Annotated in this window: 17 protein-coding genes and 2 pseudogenes; 8 read left to right on the plus strand and 11 right to left on the minus strand. The window is 41.3% G+C overall.

Features of this window, described 5'->3' with window-relative positions; translation table 11 throughout:
- Position 1 precedes the first annotated feature (1 nt).
- Together LC653_RS12670 and LC653_RS46190 are read left to right on the plus strand one after the other, a co-directional pair.
- On the plus strand, positions 2-349 hold the full coding sequence (locus tag LC653_RS12670; protein WP_229494810.1) for a caspase family protein: 348 nt from the start codon (positions 2-4) through the stop codon (positions 347-349).
- A 49-nt stretch (positions 350-398) separates the two neighbouring features.
- A complete protein-coding gene (locus tag LC653_RS46190; protein WP_267923032.1) occupies positions 399-533 on the plus strand; it encodes a hypothetical protein in 135 nt (44 codons plus the stop codon).
- Positions 534-958: 425 nt separating this feature from the next.
- Here LC653_RS46190 and LC653_RS12675 read toward each other — a convergent pair whose 3' ends face one another.
- From LC653_RS12675 to LC653_RS12690, 4 genes are all read right to left on the minus strand, one after another.
- Positions 959-2,047 (minus strand): aromatic ring-hydroxylating dioxygenase subunit alpha, encoded by a 1,089-nt coding sequence (locus LC653_RS12675; RefSeq protein WP_229494811.1) that lies wholly within the window; start codon positions 2,045-2,047, stop codon positions 959-961.
- Between the two features lie 327 nt (positions 2,048-2,374).
- A complete protein-coding gene (locus tag LC653_RS12680) occupies positions 2,375-2,602 on the minus strand; it encodes a hypothetical protein (RefSeq protein WP_229494812.1) in 228 nt (75 codons plus the stop codon).
- A 19-nt stretch (positions 2,603-2,621) separates the two neighbouring features.
- Complete coding sequence (locus LC653_RS12685; protein WP_229494813.1) at positions 2,622-4,997, minus strand: heavy metal translocating P-type ATPase; 2,376 nt, start codon at positions 4,995-4,997, stop codon at positions 2,622-2,624.
- A 146-nt stretch (positions 4,998-5,143) separates the two neighbouring features.
- A complete protein-coding gene (locus LC653_RS12690) occupies positions 5,144-5,341 on the minus strand; it encodes a heavy-metal-associated domain-containing protein (RefSeq protein ID WP_229494814.1) in 198 nt (65 codons plus the stop codon).
- Positions 5,342-5,586: 245 nt separating this feature from the next.
- Between LC653_RS12690 and LC653_RS12695 the strand changes: the two genes are divergently transcribed.
- From LC653_RS12695 to LC653_RS12705, 3 genes are all read left to right on the plus strand, one after another.
- Positions 5,587-5,838: an RtcB family protein gene (locus tag LC653_RS12695; RefSeq protein ID WP_229494815.1), complete on the plus strand. Its 252-nt coding sequence runs from the start codon at positions 5,587-5,589 to the stop codon at positions 5,836-5,838.
- 387 nt (positions 5,839-6,225) lie between these two features.
- Positions 6,226-6,615: a hypothetical protein gene (locus LC653_RS12700; protein WP_229494816.1), complete on the plus strand. Its 390-nt coding sequence runs from the start codon at positions 6,226-6,228 to the stop codon at positions 6,613-6,615.
- 1,944 nt (positions 6,616-8,559) lie between these two features.
- Positions 8,560-9,015 (plus strand): response regulator, encoded by a 456-nt coding sequence (locus tag LC653_RS12705; protein ID WP_229494817.1) that lies wholly within the window; start codon positions 8,560-8,562, stop codon positions 9,013-9,015.
- Positions 9,016-9,053: 38 nt separating this feature from the next.
- Here LC653_RS12705 and LC653_RS12710 read toward each other — a convergent pair whose 3' ends face one another.
- The 4 genes and pseudogenes from LC653_RS12710 to LC653_RS12725 all read right to left on the minus strand — a co-directional run bounded on the left by LC653_RS12710 (position 9,054) and on the right by LC653_RS12725 (position 12,812).
- Positions 9,054-10,178: a hybrid sensor histidine kinase/response regulator gene (locus LC653_RS12710; RefSeq protein ID WP_229494818.1), complete on the minus strand. Its 1,125-nt coding sequence runs from the start codon at positions 10,176-10,178 to the stop codon at positions 9,054-9,056.
- Positions 10,179-10,214: 36 nt separating this feature from the next.
- Positions 10,215-11,549, minus strand: coding sequence for an ATP-binding response regulator (locus LC653_RS12715; protein WP_229494819.1), 1,335 nt, complete (start codon positions 11,547-11,549; stop codon positions 10,215-10,217).
- Positions 11,550-11,748: 199 nt separating this feature from the next.
- A pseudogene (locus tag LC653_RS12720) lies at positions 11,749-11,844 on the minus strand (response regulator); the annotation flags it as partial.
- 452 nt (positions 11,845-12,296) lie between these two features.
- Positions 12,297-12,812, minus strand: coding sequence for a hypothetical protein (locus LC653_RS12725; RefSeq protein WP_229494820.1), 516 nt, complete (start codon positions 12,810-12,812; stop codon positions 12,297-12,299).
- 308 nt (positions 12,813-13,120) lie between these two features.
- Between LC653_RS12725 and LC653_RS12730 the strand changes: the two genes are divergently transcribed.
- On the plus strand, positions 13,121-13,846 hold the full coding sequence (locus LC653_RS12730) for a response regulator transcription factor (RefSeq protein WP_229494821.1): 726 nt from the start codon (positions 13,121-13,123) through the stop codon (positions 13,844-13,846).
- Positions 13,847-13,920: 74 nt separating this feature from the next.
- Here LC653_RS12730 and LC653_RS12735 read toward each other — a convergent pair whose 3' ends face one another.
- A complete protein-coding gene (locus LC653_RS12735) occupies positions 13,921-15,282 on the minus strand; it encodes a lipid-A-disaccharide synthase-related protein (RefSeq protein ID WP_229494822.1) in 1,362 nt (453 codons plus the stop codon).
- A 287-nt stretch (positions 15,283-15,569) separates the two neighbouring features.
- Here LC653_RS12735 and LC653_RS12740 point away from each other — a divergent pair, with 287 nt between their 5' ends.
- Entirely contained in the window at positions 15,570-17,666 is a 2,097-nt protein-coding gene (locus tag LC653_RS12740; protein ID WP_229494823.1) for a BamA/OMP85 family outer membrane protein, read from the plus strand.
- 204 nt (positions 17,667-17,870) lie between these two features.
- Here LC653_RS12740 and LC653_RS12745 read toward each other — a convergent pair whose 3' ends face one another.
- Positions 17,871-18,857 carry a DUF2887 domain-containing protein gene (locus LC653_RS12745; protein WP_229494824.1) on the minus strand — a complete coding sequence of 329 codons (987 nt, stop codon included), beginning with the start codon at positions 18,855-18,857 and terminating at the stop codon, positions 17,871-17,873.
- Positions 18,858-19,202: 345 nt separating this feature from the next.
- Here LC653_RS12745 and LC653_RS12750 point away from each other — a divergent pair, with 345 nt between their 5' ends.
- Entirely contained in the window at positions 19,203-20,828 is a 1,626-nt protein-coding gene (locus tag LC653_RS12750; protein ID WP_229494825.1) for a serine/threonine-protein kinase, read from the plus strand.
- Between the two features lie 574 nt (positions 20,829-21,402).
- Here the strand turns inward: LC653_RS12750 and LC653_RS12755 are convergent.
- Positions 21,403-22,270 (minus strand): annotated as a pseudogene (locus LC653_RS12755) (CapA family protein); the annotation flags it as partial.
- Positions 22,271-22,452 lie beyond the last annotated feature (182 nt).

Genomic DNA, 22,452 nt, shown 5'->3' on the forward strand with positions numbered 1-22,452 from the left:
GATGACAAACCAAACTTTTACCAACGGTTATGCATTACTCATTGGCGTAGGTGCAGATTTACCAGTCACAGTCCTCGATGCAACGGCTATAAGAGATATACTAATTGATAGCGATCGCGCCGCCTATTCACCAGAAAAGGTCACACTTCTTACCGAAACCTCTGCAACTCGGCAAAATATCCTCGCAGCTTTTGACCAAATCATCGCCCAGGTAAATCAAAATCCTGATGCAACTGTCATAATTGACTACTCTGGTCATGGTGGACGCATCCAGCGCACCAATGAATACTTCCTTGTACCCTTCGGCTATGATCCCAGTCAACGCGCAAACACAGCTTCTCAGGTGTAGAATTTATCCAAACTCAAGGAAGCAATTACAGCGCGTAAAGTTTAAACAGATGAAGAAAGCTGTAGCTATTGAGGCTGGTACGGCAGTAAAGTTTCAATTAGAACAGCAACTTCTTGATGAAGAGGCAAAACTTGCATATCTTAGCAATGAACTGGATAAAATTGAGTCTGCATTGCAATCATGAGACTATGTAAATATACAGTTATTTGGCTGATGAAAATCAAAATTTCCTAACTCAGAAAACAAAGAAAATAGAGATATTCAGTTAATTGGTGTTTGTTTATACTATTTCAAGTTTTTGTAGTGGTTATACTCATAACTTAGGTTCTACCTGGGAATTAGGAAGTGGCTTTGCCACTTCTTTTTATTTATCTGGTATGCCAGTAAAACATAAATTAAAAGTTAAAAGTAATTTCGTTGAACTTTTAACCTTTATTAATTGTTATACAATTTTACAAAATATCTGCTATACCTACATTCTTAGGGGCGTACAGCTGTACACCCCTACAGCCAATTCATTTGTTGCAAAGATTGTTGACAATGGTATGATTTGGTGTACGTTTAATTGACCATGCAGCCTGACGGAATTCTGGTCATATAGACATGATATTAGTCATTACTCATTGTATCTTGCCATCTCTCACGCTTGGGCTTGCTCTCCACATCGCGCGATCGCGCTTCTTGCCAAGTCCCCCACATTAGGGATTGCTGTTTTTCAACATAGTTAATAAACTGCATGATTGACTGATCTGCTTTGATGGGAGTTTTCAAATCAAACTTTATTGTTTGGACAACCTTGATGTCACCCATGAGAAAATACTTACCTGCAATCTTAGTTAGCCATAGCACAACTCGATTGCATAACCAACCAAAAATTCCTTTACGTTTCTTAGTGATCAACAAGATTTGACCTTCAGCTTTTCCGCCTTCGTGGAGGCGAACTGCAAACATCGTGTGGACATGGAAGAAGTCGGGGCCAAGGGTCACAATGCCAATGCTACCGTACCAATAGCAAACACTGTAAGTTATGGCATTTTTGTAGAAAATACGGATGAGCTTAATGAAAAATGAATTGTCTTTGATGGGTGTAATATTACTGAAGATAATCCCATTCTCGTTCAGATCCTGTCTTTCAAAAATAATTTCTATTGGCAGTTTGTGAACTGCATTAAGGTGTTGAGCATCAATCGCATTAATCATCACCACATTGGGGTGACAGTTCATTACAAAGTGAGAATGGATGGCGACATCACACTCTTTTTGTTCCAACTCTGGAACAAAAGGTAAAGGTTGTTGTGGTATTTCTCCAGTCCAAACCCAAATCATCCCGTACTTCTCAGCAGTGGGCCAAGTTTGTAATTTCAAGGAAGGCGGTGTATCTAAACATGGAATATCAATACACATCCCCTCAGCATCAAACTTCCAGTGGTGGAAAAAACAACGTAGTGCATTACCCTCAACTTTGCCTTCAGCAAGGTGAGCGCCCATGTGTGGACAGTAGGCGTCAAAGGTAGCTACTCTTTTGTCTTTACCACGGTAAATTACTAGTTCTCTGCCCAAAATCGTGACAGGTTTTACTTCACCCACCCGCAGATTTCGAGAGGGTATTACCCAATACCATCCCTCAATAAAATGCTCTGGATTATTGAAGTTTTTAGGTTTACGGGTTGAGCTAAAAGTCTGCGAGTTGAGATTCATTTTTATGGTTTCACTTGAGGTGAAGCTGTTGATCTAGAAGTAACATGAGAACTAAAAAAAAACAGTTACTTTCAGTACCATGAGCAACAGTTACCCATTAAAAATTCAAAATTCAAAATGACGCTCGCGGACTCGCTCATAGCGTTGCCACTGGAAGAATATGGGCGAACAGCATGAGGATACAATTTGTCCGATCATTCAAAACACTAGTAATACTATTGACAAAAATCTTTGCAACAGATGAATAGGCTGTAGGGTTACACAGTTGTGCAACCCTACAAATTTCTATATTTCATGCAATTGAAAACTGCATTCTTCACTCAGAAGTTAGGAATCAGGACTTTTATAGAGAAGAAACCACCAAAATTCTAGTCCAATCAAAGCTAAACCTACGATCGCAACACCAACTTTCAAGCCCAAAGGTTGCTCGATACGCTGGAATTGGCTGGTTTGTTCTGGCGAGTGGGCTGGCATTTCTGCTAATGCTACGCCTGATGTTCCAGTGAGAAGCACTAAAGCTGTAAGGCTTCCCCAAAGCATTTTTTGACTGAACATTTCCGAAATTATCCTGCAATTATGAGATAGCTTTTGGTTGAAAGTTACGCAATCTGAGGGCATTGCTAACAACAGAGAGTGAAGAAAGAGCCATCGCAGCGCCGGCGATAATTGGATTGAGTAACCAACCAAAGATGGGGAACAAAATTCCCGCCGCAATAGGAATACCAATAACGTTGTAAATAAAGGCAAAGAAAAGATTTTGCCTGATATTGTTGATGGTGGCGCGGCTGAGTTGAATTGCTGTCACAATTAACAGCAAATCGCCAGAAATTAGGGTGATATCGCTAGCTGCGATCGCTACATCTGTTCCCGTCCCAATAGCAATTCCCACATCAGCTTGTGCTAGGGCTGGCGCATCATTTATGCCATCACCTACCATTGCGACAAGGGATTGGGGACTTGTACTGAGCGAAGCCGAAGTAGTGGGGATTGGGTACTGGGGATTGGGAAGAATTTTCCCTAGTCCCCAGCGATGCACTGAGCTATTCGTTGTGTCCCTAGTTCCCAGTCCCCCTTTCTGAAGAGATTGGATAATCGCTGCCTTTTGATCTGGACGCACTTCAGCAAAGATTCGCTGGATGCCAACTTGTCTTGCGATCGCTTCCGCAGTTTTACGATTATCTCCGGTAAGCATTACTACTTCTAAACCTAACTTCTGTAAAGCTTTCACTACTGTTGTTGAGGAAGGTTTGAGGGCATCGGCAATACCCATTATTCCTTGCAGTTCGCCATCTACAGCAATCAAAATGACTGTTTTACCAGCCGCTTCCCATGCATCTTTATACTGCTGGAGAGTTATGGTGTTAATTCCAATTTCTGTTAACCAGCGTTGTGTACCAATTTGCACAAGCTGATTTGAAACAACTCCTTGAACACCACTACCTGCATTAGCCTGAAAGTCCTTTACTTCTATTAAACTCACTTCTTGAGACTGGGCGTATTTCACCACCGCTTCAGCTAAAGGATGCTCAGAATTTCGTTCCACCGTTGCTGCTAACTGTAAAAGCTTGATTTCATTACCATTAGCTGTGCCGTTGACAGTTACAAAGTCTGTAACCGTAGGTTTACCCTGAGTCAAAGTGCCAGTTTTATCTAGGACGATGGTTTGAATTTTGTGTGCTAGTTCTAAGCTGTCAGCGCCTTTAATCAAAATGCCATTTTCTGCACCTTTGCCCGTCCCTACCATTACAGATGTGGGGGTAGCTAAACCCAAAGCACAAGGACAAGCGATAATTAGTACACCCACCGTTGTCATTGTTGCTAGGGTGAGGTTGCCCGTGAAATTAAACCAAATGACGAAAGTGGCGATCGCGATCGCAATTACAGCTGGTACAAACCATCCTGTAACTTGATCTGCCAAGCGCTGAATTGGTGCTTTAGAACCTTGGGCTTGTTGCACCAGTTTGACGATTTGAGCCAAAAACGTATCATTTCCGACTCGTGTCACCCGAAACTGAAAAGCACCCGCACCGTTAATTGTCGCCCCAATCACCTCATCTCCTGGCTGCTTTTTAACTGGCAAACTTTCACCCGTCACCATCGCTTCATCTACCGTCGAAGCGCCTGTAATCACTTCGCCATCTACGGGAATCTTTTCACCAGGACGCACCAAAATTACATCGTTGATTCTGACTTCGGCGATGGGAACATCAATTTCTATTCCATCACGGATAACTCTGGCATCTCTAGCTTGTAATCCAATGAGTTTGCGAATGGCTTCAGAAGTTTGTCCCCTAGCGCGATTTTCCAGCAACCGCCCCAACAAAATTAAGGTAATGACAATGGCGGCAACTTCATAATAAATATGAGGTATCAAGCCCTGATCAATAAAAAATTTTGGGAAAACAGTGACAAACAAAGAATATAGATACGCTGCACTTGTACCCAAAGCAATTAGCGTGTCCATCGTCGCCGTATGGCGCTTGAGAGATTTCCAGCCATTGCGGTAAAAAGATCCACCACACCAGAAAACGACGGGTGTTGTCAGCAGTAATTGTATCCAAGGATTTTGTAAGAAGCTTGGAATTAAGGGCAAGTTCAACCCAGTCATCATGGGCAACGACCCCAAAAATAGGAAAATGCTGATTACACCTCCCACCACTACCTTGAGGGAGAGTTGGTGTTGTAATGCTTGCCTACTGGCAATCTCTGCATCATCTTCTTCGGTGAGCAATTCTTCCTGGAGTGAGTAAGAAGAGTATCCCGCAGATGCGATCGCACTTTGGATTTTCTCTAAATTTGCTAGAGAGCGATCGTATTTGATGGTAACTTGCTCTGCTCCAAAATTAACGTTGCAGTCCCTTACTCCAAGAACAGAGCGAATTGCCTTTTCGATGTTGTTGGCGCAAGCAGCGCAACTCATGCCTCGAAGTTTGAGTGTGAGAGTATCCATAACTAGATGAACCCCTGTGATTGGTGTGGCAGGATCTTAAAGTAATTCGTAATTAAATTATTTGTGGATTTAGACCTCAACTAATTCAATACCGCCAAGAAAGACAATTACGCGCAAGTGCTTCGCCAACAATTACGAATTACGAATTAGTTAGCAACTGGATAACCCGCAGCAGCTAACGCTTCCTTAATTGCTGTTTCTGATGCTTGAGTTTCAACACTGACAAGCTTGGTTGTTGGATCGGCCTGAACGCTAGCATTGGCATCGACTGCCTGAAGTGTTTTGGTGATGGTGCTTGCACAAGCAGAACAAGCCATGTTGGGAACTGTGAGTTGGAGAGTCATAGATTTACGGGATAAAATGAACAACTTAGCCAGATCGAGCAGGATCACTGAGACGTATCTCTCACACATCAGAAATAACTGGAAAGAGAGTCGCCTTGAATTCATCCTAGACTCTCTAGCCGGCTGGAGAGTCTAGAGATTTTTAAAAGTTTTTCGTTAAACTTCAAATTTCTTTACAACTTTGGTTTGACTAAGTAACCGTTGGCCATGAAAAATACAACGTACTACAAAACACTTGTCATCCGATGAAACTGTGTGTTATTAATCGCTTGTTGTTAGCAGAACTGCTACGTCTGCGTTTGCGAGAAGTATACAAAGATGTGGAAGCACCTCTAGTTTATGACTTGCCGCATAACATCACCTTGCGTCAAGAACGCCGGATTGAAGAAGCACCCGCCGCCTACAAACCGATTCAGTCTGTAATTGATGTGCAGCTTGAGGCAGAAATGGTGGACGTTGTGGCGCGATTAAGTCCGGTATTGACGTTTAAGGCGTAGCTACCTATAGCGGTTCCCAATTGCATGGAATACAGACCTAACCCCCAGCCCCTTCCCTTGAAGGGAAGGGGAGTAAGATTCAAAGCCTCTCTCCTTTTAGGAGAGAGGTTTGGAGAGAGGTCAAAACTGTACTGCACCCAAGCGAGAACCGCTATAATAAAAAGCCCCTGGTCAACACCAGGGGTATCCATCTTTATTCCCTGATATTAGAATCGCATCTGTGGAACTATTGTAAATCCGTATTAATGCAATTAACGCATAAACATGATGATGATTTTGCAATTGTCTAGTTAGCGCTCTTTTATTACTCTGAAAAAATAAAATAATTGTAGCGACTGTTTTAAAAGTCAAGTGTAGGCGTAGCCCGTCGTAGACATCGCTTTGTTTGTGGAGATTTATGAAAGCGATGCCGAACGCGAGTGCGTCTCCAAGAGTTGGCGGGCTATTCGGCGTCGCACCTGTGTACTTAATCGCGGTGCGACAAAGTTTGGAGTACCTCAACACGACTTTGGAGTACCTCAACACGACTTTGGAGTACCTCAACATGACTTTGAAGTACCTCAACATGACTTTGAAGTACCTCAAAACGACTTTGAAGTACCTCAAAACGACTTTGAAGTACCTCAAAACGACTTTGAAGTACCTCAAAACGACTTTGAAGTACCTCAAAACGACTTTGAAGTACCTCAAAACGACTTCGAGGTATCTGTTGCTTATATAGCAGGACTTACGCAAACAATAGCCGAAACCCTTATTTCACGTAGGGGCAATTCATGAATTGCCCCTGAGCGCGTGTACTTTTGCGTAAGTCCTATATAGCAGTCCTAAATCATTCGTGAGAATTTGAGATTGTTTTAACCCCCCTGTAGTCCCCCCTTTTGAAGGGGGGACGGTCTACCACTTCTTCTAAGATACAAGGTTGGGTTGAATATTCGTGTTACCCAACACCTATCTTGGATTCTTGGTGTTGAGTCTACGTTCCTCAAACACCACTTGCTTTTCCCAAGGGGAGACGCTGCGCGTAGCAAGATCCCCGCAGGGGTACAAGTCGGGAAACCGCAAGGGCGCAGTGGCTCCTCAACCTACGCTTAGATTTCTAAAAACTAATCAGAAACCAATGTTTGTGATTTTTATCTCGTCAGAGTCATAAAAGAGGGTTAGGCAAAGATCCCAAATTAATTTAAACTTACTTTTCTAGCAGTTCATCTTGTTAGAGACTGTATCCAAATATCCTGAAGACTGATACATAATTACTTAATCAGTCATAATAAAAGGCTTGGTTTAACCAAGCCTCTATATATACCAAGCATTTACTACACCAAGATTAATTTAAACTGACCCTTGCTTTAGTTCATCCTGCTATAGGCTGTATCCAAATATTCTAAAATCTGATAAGCGAATGGCTCCCCTTCGGAGATGACTTGAAGAGTCAAAATAATTCGTAATTTATAATTCGTAATTCGTAATTATTACCCCACGACTGAAGTCGGGGGCCTAATTGAGGAATAAATTTATTTGTCTCCATAAAATGTTAGTTAGTTGCTCTGTACTTTTAATTACGAATTACGAATTACGAATTACGAATTAGTAATTATTTGGTCAATTTACCTCTATTCCGATGAGAGTCTATCTTTGACTTATCTGAGTTTTGATAAAAAAACCCTGGGTATCGTTCCAGGGCGCATACACGTTTTTTAGACATTAATAGGCTGAATAATAACTTTGTAAAATAGTTATTTATACTATCCATAGAATGATCCGAATATTGCTCAATATATGGTATTAGTGGTGTTTTGTTGCTTGGGCTATTTATAGATGGTATTTTATCAAACTAATTTGGTAGAGTTTGATGATATTTCTTATTCCTTTAGCATCAGACCAAATATTCTTTAATCTGATATTAATCTAAAGTTAGATTCAGAGATTGCAAAGTAAATATTAACCTAATTATTTATAGGTTTTACTTGCTTGGTTTTACTCATGAAAAAGGCATGACTAAAAGCCATACCCAATATATACCAGTGTTTTCTATAATTAATTTAGAATTACCTTTATTTCAATTCATCTATCTATTCGGAACGAGCGTCAAGATTGCTGACTCCTGAATTCTGATTTTTGAATTCTTCTTCTATCCGAGAAAACCCTGGCTTTTTAACAAATACTTTTTCCTTGTCATAGATTATAGATGAAGTTCAAAAAGTAAAACTAGCGTTTCACATAGGTTTCAGCTTAGGCATTTGTACAACGACTCCGCAGGAGTATTGCGTTGCCAAAAAAATGGATAAAATCAAGCTTAGTTCAACAAAACTTTATAGTACGTATTGAAAATTATTATCCTGAGTAATTTAGTATCCACTACACCAACTCTAGTACAGAATTTAATAGTAAATAGCTTTGATTACTTATTTATCCGGTATCTTTCAAATCTAAAACCATACACAGGTAAAGTGATATCGTTAGAAATAATCATCTATCTAAAGTTATTATTAACTCATTGGGAAAATCTTCTGTAATTTTGCGTATAATCAAAAAGTATCTGCTAAAGTTGTCAGCTTGAGGTTTTCTTTCCTCAGCTATTGTTGCATGGGTTAGAGTTATCAATTAGGCAAAAGCAAAACACAAGTCATTCCTAACTGGGCACTATTCTATTGTTCGCGGTAAGCCTCCTCTGTATCGCCCAAGTAAAGACGATGATTCCTAATAAAATCTTCTGGAGGAGAGATGTATTTGGCACATTCATTCATGAGTGATGAAAAGAAGCAAAACTCTCACCAGCCTTTGATTTTGGCAGTGGAAGACCATGATGATAGTCTCCTGCTAATTAGTTATGCTCTTGAGTCAATGGGTTATAGATTTATTTGTCAAACAGATTGTTCTGCAACGCTGCTGGTAGCTAAAGAATATCAACCAGACTTAATCTTGTTGGATATTTTGTTACCAGGTCTTAGCGGTATGGATGTTGTGCGTCATCTAAAGCTTGAACCCCTAACTTCCACAATTCCAGTGGTGGCTGTCACAGCTTTAGCTAGCACGGAGGATCGTGAGCGTATTCTCAAGGCAGGATTTAATGATTACATCAGCAAGCCCTATATGCTCGAGGAATTAGAGGCTATAATTCGCAGTGGGTTGGCAAGAAAATTCGTCCCTTACCCAGCTTTGAAGGTTTGTCAGGATTAGCAGTCGAGCAGAAAAATATGAAGATGAAGGTGAAGGACTTAAATGTTTTTAGGTAGTTGCATATTGAACAAACTACCTTTACCTAGTTCAGAGGTGACCTTGATAGTTCCTGCGTGCGCTTCTATAATCCGGTGGGATAGATGTAGCCCTAAACCACTACCTGAGCGTTTATGTTTGCCTTGGCGAAATCGCTCGAAAATTGTTGCCTGATCTTCGGGCGCAATCCCATATCCTGTATCTTGGATCTCGATTGTTACCGAATCTGGATTTTCTGAATTAGGTGGTGTTTCAAAAATGCGAATTGTGATGCCTCCTGTATCTGTAAATTTGATGGCATTTGCAATCAGGTTGTTTATCACCCGCCGTAGTTCCAAGCGATCGCCCATAATAATACCTGCGTTTTTACCCAGTGGATCTAATTCACGGGTGTCTATTTTTAGAGTCAAACCTTTTTCACTAGTTAGAGGACTTAGTTCGCTCACTACTTCTTGAGATATCTCACGTAAATCGCATTCCTCCCAATTCAAGGTTTTTTTACCTGCCTCGAAGCGATAGACTTCTAGGAGGGTATTCACCATTTCCATCAAATTTTGGTTACTGCGAATCATAACTGCGATCGCCTGTTTCATTTCTGGCGAAATTTTGCAGAATGTTTCCATCTCAAACAAATTCAACATGCGATCGGCGGCTACTAAGGGAGTTCGCAAATCATGAGTCAGACGGGAAACAAAGTCTTCCCGTTGGCGGGCCATTTTTTGTTGTTCGTCCAAACTGTGCTTGAGACGTAACAGCGATCGCACCCTTGCCAATAGTTCATCAGTATCAAATGGTTTCCGAATAAAATCGTCAGCACCAGCATCCAAACCTTCGACAACACTGGATTCGTGAAAGGCTGTAATCAGCAGAATTGGAATATAACTAATTGCTGGGTTATTCCGAATCCGACGTGTGACTTCATAACCATCTATCCCTGGCATCATCACATCTAACAGAATCAGATCGGGTGGAGATTGTTCAACTTGCCGCAAAGCTTTTATTCCATCTGAAACCAAATCAATTTCATACCCCTCACTTTCTAAAATTGCTTGAACCAAAATGAGATTATCTGGAGTATCGTCAACTGCGAGAATTCGATAAATTCTACTATTTTCAACTACAGACATAATTTATCAACTTTTATCAGTTTTTTTGAAAGTAATTTATAGTTTAAATTTAGGAAATCCTATTGGTGCTTGCCTAGCTTCAGAAGATGAATGATGCGGATTTTTAGCAGGGGAAAAAACCTGGTTGCTATCTACCGATAAAGGTTGAGCATCGCCTCCTACAGCCAATAATATGATTTGACGCGGCAATTCGATTTTAAACGTTGAACCAACCCCTAATTTGCTCTCAAGAAATATTTTGCCGCCCATCATTCGCACCAGTGAATCTATAATTGCCAAACCCAACCCTGTACCTGGATATTTCCGAGTGAGAGTTTGATCGACTTGTCGAAATGCTTCAAAAATACGTTGAAAATCTTTCGGTGCTATGCCAATACCTGTATCCCGAACAATAATTGTCACTCGATTTGCAGGTAGTTCCTTAACTTCAACGCAAACTTCACCTGACTCTGTGAACTTAATGGCGTTGGAGAGCAGGTTAATTAAAATCTGTTTGACACGAACTGGATCATTAAATACCAAACTATTTTGCAAATCGGTTTGCACTAATAATGATAGGTTTTTGGCGTCAGCTAGGGAACGCATTTCACCTACAGCAAGATTTATTACCTTTAAGACATCAAATATTTCCGCCTTTAAGTCTAATCGTCCTGCCTCCAGTTTGGAAAAGTCAAGAACTTCATTGACTAGCATCAGCAAATGCTTCCCATTATTCAAGATGCGCTCAACCATATCTGCTTGCTGGTGCGTTAGTTGACCGAACTTAGGACGCAGCAGTATTTGCGAAAAACCAATAATCGCATTCATCGGCGTTCTAAGTTCGTGGGACATAGTTGCCAAAAAATGTGATTTTAGTACTGATGCCTCTGATAACTTTAAGTTTTGCATTTGAAGCTGTTGCTGTTGTCTCTCCAATTCTTGGTTCTTACGAATAAGTTGTTCATGACTTTCTCTAAGCTGGTCTTTTGCCAAAGCTACCTGTATCTCAGCCCGATAAACCCTAATTGCACTCCGCAAAACTTGTGCCAAGTTTTCTGGAGATACCCTAGACTTAGAAAGATAGTCTGTAGCACCAGCTTTCAATAATTGGACAGCAGTATGTTCATCTTCTTGACTAGTTAGGACTACTAAAGGAACTTTAATTTCCGAAGAACGTAGCTGTTGAATTAAGGTTAGTGCATCCTGAGTTATTAAGCGATAGCCCAGGAAAACACAATCATAGGCAGTAGTGCTTAAAATAGAAAATGCATCATTGCCATTGCCTACTTCAGATAGCTCTATTTGAATACCTGCTTTAGTCAGGGCATAACGGACTGCCATCCGGTCTACTTCATCATCATCTACAACCAAAATTTTCAGCGTATCTTCCATCGTTTTTTATTTTTGCCGCTAAACATAGGTTGATGTATAACAAAGTTGTTGACTGTTGACTGTTGACTGTTGACTGTTGACTGTGAACAGTGGGATATTTTTTTATTTGGAAGTCCCTAAAGAATATAATATTTTCAGACATATAAAATCTGTAACTTTATTGACTAAGGCATTTCGCACAATATCCAATACTGGTTGAATTAATAAAATTAACTTTATTGAATGCCTGTTTGACATTCATCACATCAACTTCGTTGTCCTCCACTAGTAGTATGTTAATTACTCTTTCGGGCATTTCTTTGGGTTAAATGCAGTCTGTTGTATCCTCAGGCTGATTAATTGCCAGAGGATTGAAATTAAACTCCTAGCAAATGACCAATGATTCTAAAACAATTAGTAATTAACAAACCGAAAACTATTGACCTGAACGCAGCAAACATAGCTTGTATAAAGTAAAATAAAATACTTTTGCTTTGCTTAAAACAATTGTAATTGAGTCAACAAGCGACCGTCGTCAGCCATTGGTGAGAGTTGCATACCATTGCTGCGTACCATAAGCTTGAGCAAGTCTACTCATCAGATTGGTTAAGCTAAGTAAATAAAATAGTAACTTCCTATACCATCTTCTGAATCTGAAGTAATCCTACCTCCTGAAATTTCGAGAATTTTCTTAATGAGCGCTAGACCTGTGTTAGTATTTTGCTGGCGATCGCAGCCTTCCACTGTTGGGAAAAATACCAATACCTTCTAATTAACATCAGAAATAATACCAACTTCATGCAAACTTCTTGGTATTAAAAAACTTATTTTTTGGCTTTGATTACTGAAGAGTTTAACTTGTGAACCGTAAGTCCCCAACCATCTGGACGCACGAGTCGTTACCCTTTGTAGTTGTGCTTGAATTTCTTTTGAGATTGTCCACCATTGAGCCTGACTTTTCACCTTATGTGGAAAAACTAACAAAAAACCTAACCGCTGAACAAGCTTCTCTATAAGGGTTAGGGTAGAATTAAAAACCTCTCTCCGATCAGGAGAGAGGTTTTCCAAATCCTGTGAAAAGTCAGACCAACAAGCTTCCCCCAAAAGACAACGAATTACTAGCAGCGAAGTAATTCCACCAATTTTTAACGCCTTCTGATTCCCTTCCATGAAGATGCCCATCAGCTGCATCAATCTGATGAATCCAAAGGTTTGGTTAAAAATCGCTCGAAACCAGCGTTCACTTTCTCGAAAGGTAATTTTTACCTTTTGTAATTTGTCCATTTTGGTAAGCTTTATGCAAGATAATAGTAATTAACTAATGGAACATGGCAACTGAAAGCTGAATTTTTACCAAAGGAGGAGCAATTTGGCATTAGTCTCAATCTTTCATACTTATTGTGCAAGTATCTATATATCTCTAGCTAGATTTATTCTCTATCTAAATGTTAAAAAACATGAGATTTCTTCTTTCTATCGGTGGATGCAGAGTGGTTGAAATATCATCTATCTTTGGTATGGGAAAATAAAAGATAGCACTTACAAAAAGTAATACTTTGAAAGATGCAAACAGCATAAGAGCGAGTGTAGCGATGAATGAAATTAGCATTATTTTAATTGAAGATCATGACTTAACGCGAATGGGGCTACGAGCAGCATTACAGTCTCACAGCGCATTGAAAGTAATTGGCGAAGCCGCAAATGCTACCCAAGGACTAAAACTTTTGGAAACGGCAAAACCAGATGTAGCTGTTGTAGATATCGGTTTGCCTGATATGGATGGCATTGAACTCACCCGAAAATTCAAACGTCACCAAGCTGAAACTGGGCAAACGACAACGAAGATTTTGATCCTGACAATGGATCACACAGAGGATGCTGTACTTGCAGCCTTCGCGGCGGGTGCTGATTCTTATTACATGAAAGAAACAAGCATCAGTAAATTAACTGAGGCTATCCAAGCAACTCACGGCGGTAATTCTTGGATTGATCCGGCAATTGCTAACGTGGTATTGCGGAAGATGCGGCAAGGTATTCCTGGAGAGAGCCAAGGTTCTGAGAAAACGCCGAAGACTGTAAAAATTGAGGCGTTAGCGTCAGAATACGAGCAAGTTTTGGAAACTTACCCCTTGACTCAACGGGAACTGGAAATCCTGGAGTTGATTGTAGCTGGATGTAGTAATGGGCAAATTGCCGAGAAACTCTACATTACAGTTGGTACTGTGAAGACCCACGTTCGTAATATTCTAAATAAACTATGTGCTGATGACCGTACCCAAGCTGCTGTAAGGGCCTTACGTTCGGGATTGGTAGCGTGAGGAACTGGGGATGAGGGAGCAGGGGGAGCAGGGGAAGAATGACAAATGACAAATGACAAATGACAAATGACTAATCAAAATCGTTCCTGTAAACATTCAGCAATGCGTAGTGCGGCTCCGGGTTTCCCCATGCGTCGCATACCATTTTCGGCAATAATTTGCAAAATATCAGGATCTTTGAATAGAGACTGTACAACCTTCGCAACTTCTGCTGGCTGCTCGACTAAAATCAAAGATGAGCCTAAAAGACGACTTTGAGCTTCAGCAAAGGCAGGGTTATATTGAGGCCCATTACCAGGAATCACGATCGCAGGTTTTCCTAAACCGATAAACTGTTCTGTGGCTGTACCTGCCATAGCGATCGCTATATCTCCTAAATGCAAGCAATCATTATAGGCTTGTTGTGTCAGCAGTAAATATGCATTTCTTTGTTTAAATGTCAAGACATTTTGATCAGCAATTTTGATAGGACATGCTGATTCAGTGCGCCAGCCTTGAGATTGCACACTTTGGGATAAAATATTAGAGTCTAAACCCGGAGCGATCGCACCTAAAAACACCACTCTATTAGAAGTATAGAAAATCGAATCTCGCTCCTGGAAACTTGCCATCAACGCAGATACAGCAATCATAATTATTTCCCAGTTGGCGTATGCCTCTGGCGGACGGGAACCAGGAAGAAGAGTCACTACAAAAGGCCGAACTATCTCTTGTTGTTGGCTATCCTGACTATAAAATTGTTGGCGTGAAAAGGTCGGTTGCAGACCATCCATCATCGGATTACCCAAATTAAAAGCTGGAATTGGCCATTGTTTTAATGTTTCCGTCGTCAGTGCATCTCTAGGGAACACCGCCTTACAACGGCGACGACTCATCAACCAACGTTCCCAAGGATGGTAAACTGAACCGGAAAAGTTTTCCCAACGCGCATCTTTGGATTTCCGTGGTAATAATCCAGCTTCATCCCGCACATAATATTCAGATTTTGCCGTACCCACAAAAGCATAATTAGCGCCACTGAAAGTTGCAAACAACAACGGGACAATATCTCCCACAGCTAAAATCGCTCTTTTATTACCTAATTTTTTTTGAGAACTCACCCAACGGCGAATAGCTTTAATCTGGCTGAGGGTCAGTTGCAATAAACCACCACGTACATCCCGCACTAATTGGCGGTTATCCATATAAATAAAGCCGCCAGAAGGCATAGTGCGGACTGAACCAATAAGGGGGATATCTAACTGTTGGTAAGCACGTCCTTCACCCACCAGAGGTAAAGCAAAGATTTCTGGTGGGTTTGATTGTCGTTGGAGTTCTTGCAAAATCCGAACTGCAATCACATCTTCTCCATGACCATTACTTAATACAAGTAAGCGTAAAGGAAAAGTTGCAGCTTGGGAGTTAGAAGCTAAAGATAACCGAGATACATTACTCATAAGAAACAAAATATCAAAATTAACTGTCTGTTTGGGTAAGAGGTATAAATAGGAAAATCGGCGAAAAAGCTGGAAGTTAGTATTATCCCTATTTCTTTACTTCTCTACAACTAACACCAATTTTGGATAGGTAGTATTGTTTGAAATTACACCGAACAGCCTTTTGTCCATGACTTTTAATCAAAAATCGTTCGACTTAGCGTTCGCGTAGCGTCTCGGAGAGAAGTCGAAGTCTAAAATCTAAAATCCAAAATTGGTATAACTCCCAGTTAATTAGGTTAAATATTATGCGAGTTTCTGCTACTGCAATTTTTACTTTAGCTACTTTAACTGCTGCCAATGTCACTCAGCAAGCAACGGCTGCACCTACTAAAACCGTTACTCCAACTGCAAAAGCTGGTAACTTGGTGGTGCCGATAATTGAAGACACTCCCGCACGGATAGAGACAATTGCTTCCCCAGAAACTATAGTTGCACAACAATTTTCCCAAAATCCCGTCGCCGTGCAAACAGGTGCAAACAAAAATTCCACAGTCATCTTAAAGTCAGCACAAAAGTTAAATTCCCAAGTCATCCTTCCTATTTCCCCTGCCTCCCCTGCCTCCCCTGCTCCCCTCCTCTCGCCATCTCCCAAAACCCCTAATACTGAAAGCAATTTAGTAGTCACAGCTACAGATGTACAGGTAGTGGGAGCCAATCAAGAATTGCAGGAAATCATTCGCAAAGTAATTAAAACTCAGACGGGTGGAGAAACCAGTCAAAGCCAGCTACAAAAAGATGTAGCTGCAATTTTGGATACAGGTTTATTTAGCAATGCCAGTGTGAATAGCTTTAGCACACAGGCTGGATTAAATGTAGTTTATCAAGTGCAGCCGGTAATTGTGCGATCGCTGCAACTATCTGGTACTAAAGTCCTCACCTACCAAGTAGCCCAACAACAATTGCAATCTCAAATTGGAACCACCATCAGTCCTGCTGGACTCCAGCAAGCAGTAGCACAAATTAACAAATGGTACGCCGACAATGGTTATAACTTAGCACGGGTGTTATCAATTAAACCCAGTTCTCAAGGTATTCTCACGGTGAATGTCGCTGAAGGCTTGGTGGGTGATATCAAGTTTCGCTTTATCAACGACGAGGGTAAAACCGTTGATAGCAAGGGTAATCCTGTGGGAGGACGCACCAAACCAGATTTCCTGCAACAGCAACTCAAGCTAAAACCTGGTCAAATCTTCCAAGAAAATATTGTCAAGCAAGACATACAACAGCTATATCGTACTGGTTTATTTGAGACTGTGAATGTTGCTTTAGAAGGAGATGCGACAAAACTAGATTTAGTCTACCAACTTAAAGAAACTGGGGCGCGTGGTGTTAACTTGGGCGGTAGTTATAATGCTGATCAAGGATTAACAGGCACAATCAGCTATCAAGATCAGAATGTCGGTGGTGTTAATGATACTTTAGGTGTGAATCTTGGTGTAAGTAGCCGAGACTTGCAGTTTAATAGCAAATTTATCAGTCCCTATCGGACAACTAACCCCGATCGCTTGGGGTACACTGTGAATGGTTTTCGTAGTCAGGAACTTTCGGAAACTTTTGACGACAAGATTAAGCTTGCTAACGGTGACAAAGTTCGAGAAGGTCAAATTGGCGGTGGTGTCAGCTTACAGCGACCAATAGACGACTGGAATACCTCATTAGGATTAAACTATACCCGAACTAGTATTCGCGATCGCCAAGGTAATATTACCCCAAATGACGCTCAAGGCAATCCCCTATCTGCGAGTGGAACTGGCGTTGATGACCTAACTACCGTATCCTTCACCGCCACCAAAGACCAACGGGATAATCCCCTCAATCCAACTCAAGGTTCCGTTGTGAGTTTGAGTACAGAACAATCTGTCCCCATCGGTCAAGGAAATATTTCCCTAAATCGCCTCAAAGCCAATTACAGCCAATATTTACCAGTCCAGTTATTTAACACCAAACAGCCACAAGTATTTGCGGTGAATCTGCAAGCTGGTACTGTCCTTGGTAATTTACCACCCTACGAAAGCTTTAACTTGGGTGGTTCCAACTCAGTGCGCGGTTACGATTCTGGAGATGTGGGGAGTGGTCGCAGTTATGTGTTAGCTTCCGCAGAATATCGTTTTCCCGTCTTACCAATAGTAGGGGGTGTATTATTTGCCGACTTTGCCTCAGACTTAGGCTCTGGTGATACTGTATTAGGAGATCCAGCAGGTATGCGAGGCAAACCAGGTTATGGTTTTGGTTATGGGGCTGGAGTGCGATTAAATTCACCACTAGGCTTAATTCGGGCTGACTATGGCATTAATGACCAAGGAGAAAGCAAAGTGCATTTAGGCATAGGTCAGCGATTTTAAGAAAATGAGCCTTCAGAGTATTAACCCGGATTTATCCCAAAAACTGAAAAAACAGGAGTCAAAACTGTCCATTCACTCATTTTCTACAACAACTTCTAAACTATGTCCAAGTAAGTGGGCATGAATAATTAAAGGCTCATAATAAGCAGTTCGAGCCGCTTATTATGAGCCAATTTGATTAATTTTACATTGCCTAACATTGTTTTACGCGCTCTGCTGTGCGGCGCTTTGGACAGATTCTAAATCAACATTAAGTTGTTGAGCAATCTGCTCCAAGCTCATCCCCGTTTTTAGTAACAGGGGAACTGTAACTTTTAACATTTCAGCTTTCTGTTCTTCCCGTCCCTCAGCTTTCGCTTCCTGATAAATCCTCGTTTGCTCTAACAACATTTCAGCTTCCCGTTCTTCCCGTCCCTCAGCTTTCGCTTCCTGATAAACCCTTGTTTGCTCTAACAACATTTCAGCTTTCTGTTCTTCCCGTCCCTCAGCTTTCGCTTCCTGATAAACCCTTGTTTGCTCTAAAGTCAGTCCTAGCATATCTTCCACTTCCTCTCTACTCAAAGATGAAAACTTGTAAACAGCAATTGTGGTAATGATATCTATTATTTCATTTTTCGTCAGTGCGTCCTTTGACTCTAATTGTACCTGCTTAATTAATTGCTTTGCTTGCTGTGCGATCGCTTTCTCTGAGGCGATTGTCAATTGCATTAAATTGATGCCTATTGATTGCTGATTGGAAGTGCCTAACTCATCCAAATAAATTCGTTGCACTTGGTCACTGTTCAAAAATAATCGATGAGTTCTTGTATCGCTAGGTTCCAAACTGCGTGATGGAAAAATTACCACACAATACCAGTCATCGTATTGAGACTGATTCCGGTTCAAATACATCATCGACTCGGTAAAAAAGCGATGATAAAGAGCTTCATCTGTCTTGGAAAGTTGCTCTACTTGGGGAGACCCCAAGACCGCACTTTCCGCTTTCTGAAATTGAACTTCTGCAAAAAAGATAATTCTGGGTGTTGTACCTTCTGGAGGTAAAAAGACCCCATCAATACGAAAGGCGGTTTCTTTCACCTCAACGGACTCAAATCGATAGTTCTGTGCCTGTTCAGTGCGGTAATCAACGAGTTCAAAAAGAAACCACGGAAATCGCTTAAAGATTTGGTAATAAATGGTGTCGCGTTTCACTAAAATATCCGAAATATACTGATTATTAACTATTTAAAAATTACAGAATTACTCTTTGGCATTGTAGCAAGTAGCGTGTTAGTTATCACATCACAGGCGTGGAAGACAAATTGAGCTTGTTTCCTACTTCCGGATTTCTTGACTCTGGCGTTATCCTATAAAGATAAAACTGTTGTGTTCATGGGGAGGTCTTTCTTGCTTGGAGAGTTCCAACAACTAAATTATCTCGTAAGATAGACAGGCAAAAACCCTCGCCCTATATAAAAAATATGGGAAAATTCTTAGGGAATCCCTCAAGACTCAGGACTCGCTAGTTATCTGCTCACTCAAGACTCAGGACTCTCTATGTTAGCAGGCACAATTTTGCAGGATGGAAAATATACCCTAATTCAAGAAATAGGGCGGGGTGGCTTTGGCATTACATTTAAAGCTACGCATCACTACTTAGGTCATGAGGTGGTGATGAAAACCATCAATGAACGGCTGCAACAACATCCTGATTTTGCAAAATTTGAGCGCCAATTCCAAGATGAAGCCAGACGATTAGCTACGTGTATTCACGCAAATATAGTCCGAGTTAGTGATTTTTTTGTCGAGGCTGGACTGCCTTACATGGTGATGGAATACATTCGTGGCGAAACCTTGGGAGACGCATTTGTATTACCAGGGATACCTTTACCTGAAGCCACAGCAATTCATTACATCCGGCAAATTGGTGCAGCCTTGCAGGTAGTGCATAACAACGGTTTGTTACATCGAGATGTCAAACCAGATAATATTATCCTTCGTGAAGGAACCCAGGAAGTAGTACTGATTGATTTTGGCATTGCCAGGGAATTTAATGGCAGTGTCAGGCAGACTCACACAGGTATGGTTTCTGAAGGTTATTCTCCCATTGAGCAGTATTTGACGCAAGCGCCGCGCACACCCGCCACGGATGTTTATGGTTTAGCAGCAACCTTGTATTCACTGTTAACAGCACAGGTTCCTATGCCAGCATTATTGCGCGATCGCGAACAAATGCCTTCCCCCCGCGAACTGCAACCACACTTGAGTGCTTCTGTCAACCAGGCCATAATGCGCGGTATGGCGGTGGAGTCTCGTTTTCGCCCATCAACAGTTGCTGAGTGGTTACAACTGCTACCTGGAAATGAGGTGAATATGACACCGCAAGCCTTAGCCACTTATGCAGTGCCAACTGTCAATTTATCTGCCCAGCAGGCAGTAACTTTAATTGGGAATGGGAAAACTTCCCAGAATCGCATTCATAAACCATCTGGGTTGGCGCAGCCCAACCCAAGCATCGCCAAAGAAAATGTACTGGCAAAAAAACTGGGGTCATCTCAAATATTCATAGGTATAGGTGTAGCCCTGGTTGCTGCTACAGCAAGTTTTGGCATCACTAGCATCTTACCCAAATCTCAGCCCCAGCCAACCGCAAAACCGCTTTTTGAACAGCCAACTCAAGAACCACCTGCGAAAGTTCCTAGCTTAGAGAGGGGTGAAGAGACTAACACCACCTCAAGAACCGAATCAGCACCTGTATCTAATTCCAAGCCGCGGCGGCGTAATCGTCGTTCTTCCCCAGTAGAAACTCCCAGCAGCCCTACACAAGAATCACAACGCGGCGATTCCGAACAATCCGCACCTTCACCTAGCGTTTCACCTACACCCTCGCTAGTCGAAAAACTACGGGCTATTCGTTCATCTCGTAGTGCTTCCCCCGCACCATTACCACAAAATAACTCACCCGCTTCTAATCAGAATTCTGCTTCCCCTCAACCGGTGATTCCGTCAAATTCTGTGGTTATACCAGCAGCGCCACCGACAGAATCCCAGCAGTCAGAATCCAAACAATCAGATCCTTCTGCTGTAGTAGTACCAACAGTGGAAAAGCAAAATTCACCGACTGATAGTCAACCCCATAATGATCAGAAATTTCAGGAAAAGCTACAAGATGACAATAATTAGTCAATTTGAAATTTTTTCTTCAATCTAAAATCCAAAATTCACAATCTAAAATTGAACGCCTTTTGCCAATACAAAAGCATCTTTTTCTTTCTTGTTTCATCTTTAGCTAAATTCCTTATTTATAGGACTTATATCATGTCCGCTTGATTACTTATTAAACCCTAAGAACCCCACCCCGCCAAAGCTGCGCTTTGTCTCCTCTCCCCGCAGGCTCTTAGGGGTTGGGGGTGGGGTTCTTTTATTATGGGTAATTTGGCGGACATGATATTACGCACTGTACAAATGCATCGTGATGTGAATTAACTATGCTCCCGGTTGTATCAGGCTTTTCTTAATTATCCTGCGATCAGAAATAGACCATACTGTAGGGGCACAGCAATGCTGTGCCCTTACCAAAGATGTGGTTTTTAAACTTATTCATATTTGGCTTTTCTTGTCAATGCGTAAGTCCTAATTTACTCTTCTGACTTTTCCCATTATCTGGAAAACCTCTCTCTAAATCAATACGCTTGGGTTAAGGCTAAAAAATAAAACTGGTGTAGGTTGGGTTGAGGAACGAAACCCAACATTATCAAGCTCTCGGAACATGAGGCCCATGTCCTAGTACTAAATCTGCTCCCGCATCAATCATATTTCGAGCAAACTTGATCGAATTCCCTCGATTTTCTCCATAAAAAAACTCTGTCTGATTCTTAACATGTAGCGCCCCCGTTCCTTCGGCTCCTGCGTGCATCGATACTATTACAATATTGGCTTTATTTTTAGCTTCTGTTACAAGTGCTTGGGCTGCTCCTAAATTATGGATGGAATTATACATTTCATAAGGAGAAAACCCGACCATTGCCACAGGGATATTGTTAGCTTCCAAATAAAGAATTTGATTTTTATGACCTAATGTTGCAATACCCACAGCCTCAAGATTTTTCTTTGTATCTTTGAATCTTACCGGGCCGAAGTCCATTGCATGGTTATTCGCCATATTAAACACATTAAAACCAGCCTCAGCAAATAGCCGAGCATATCCAGGTGGGGAGCGAAAAGCAAAGACTTGCCCTCGACTAATATCTTTGGCAGTGTAGGGATAATTAGTTAAGCTACTTTCAAAGTTCAAACAAGATATCAGATCCTTGCAAGTGAGTTCTCACTGATTTTGGTAATAATTGATCTCGAAACCTGGGTAATCTATAGTTAGGGAAATTAGTGCCAGGAATAATATCTCCAACGGCTTTGATAGTAATAGTATCTGGAAAGATTTGTTCTTCTGTTGTTGATGGCGTAACAGGGATAGCTAATGGTAATGATACAGGTTCAGTGGGTGTAGTAGCAGCGTTTAATCGCTGTGATTGCCCAAGCCGGATAACGACTCCTATACTAATACCTAGATATAAACAGACACTGATAACAATAAATGAGGGCACTTTCCCCATGCTGCGATTTGCCATCGTTCACTCCTCACACGATGGCATTAGTTTATCCCCAAAATCTGTGTCGTCAGTGTATATTTTAATGTAGTTTTTGCAATATCTGACTAAGTAAATACGGAAATATAATCCCGTTTCACACAACGTCCGTTACATATATATACTTAGGATAGCACATGTGTGTGCCCTTACTTGCAAATACT

Source organism: Nostoc mirabile CHAB5784, from assembly GCF_020829645.1.
Classification (GTDB): Bacteria; Cyanobacteriota; Cyanobacteriia; order Cyanobacteriales; family Nostocaceae; genus Nostoc; species Nostoc mirabile.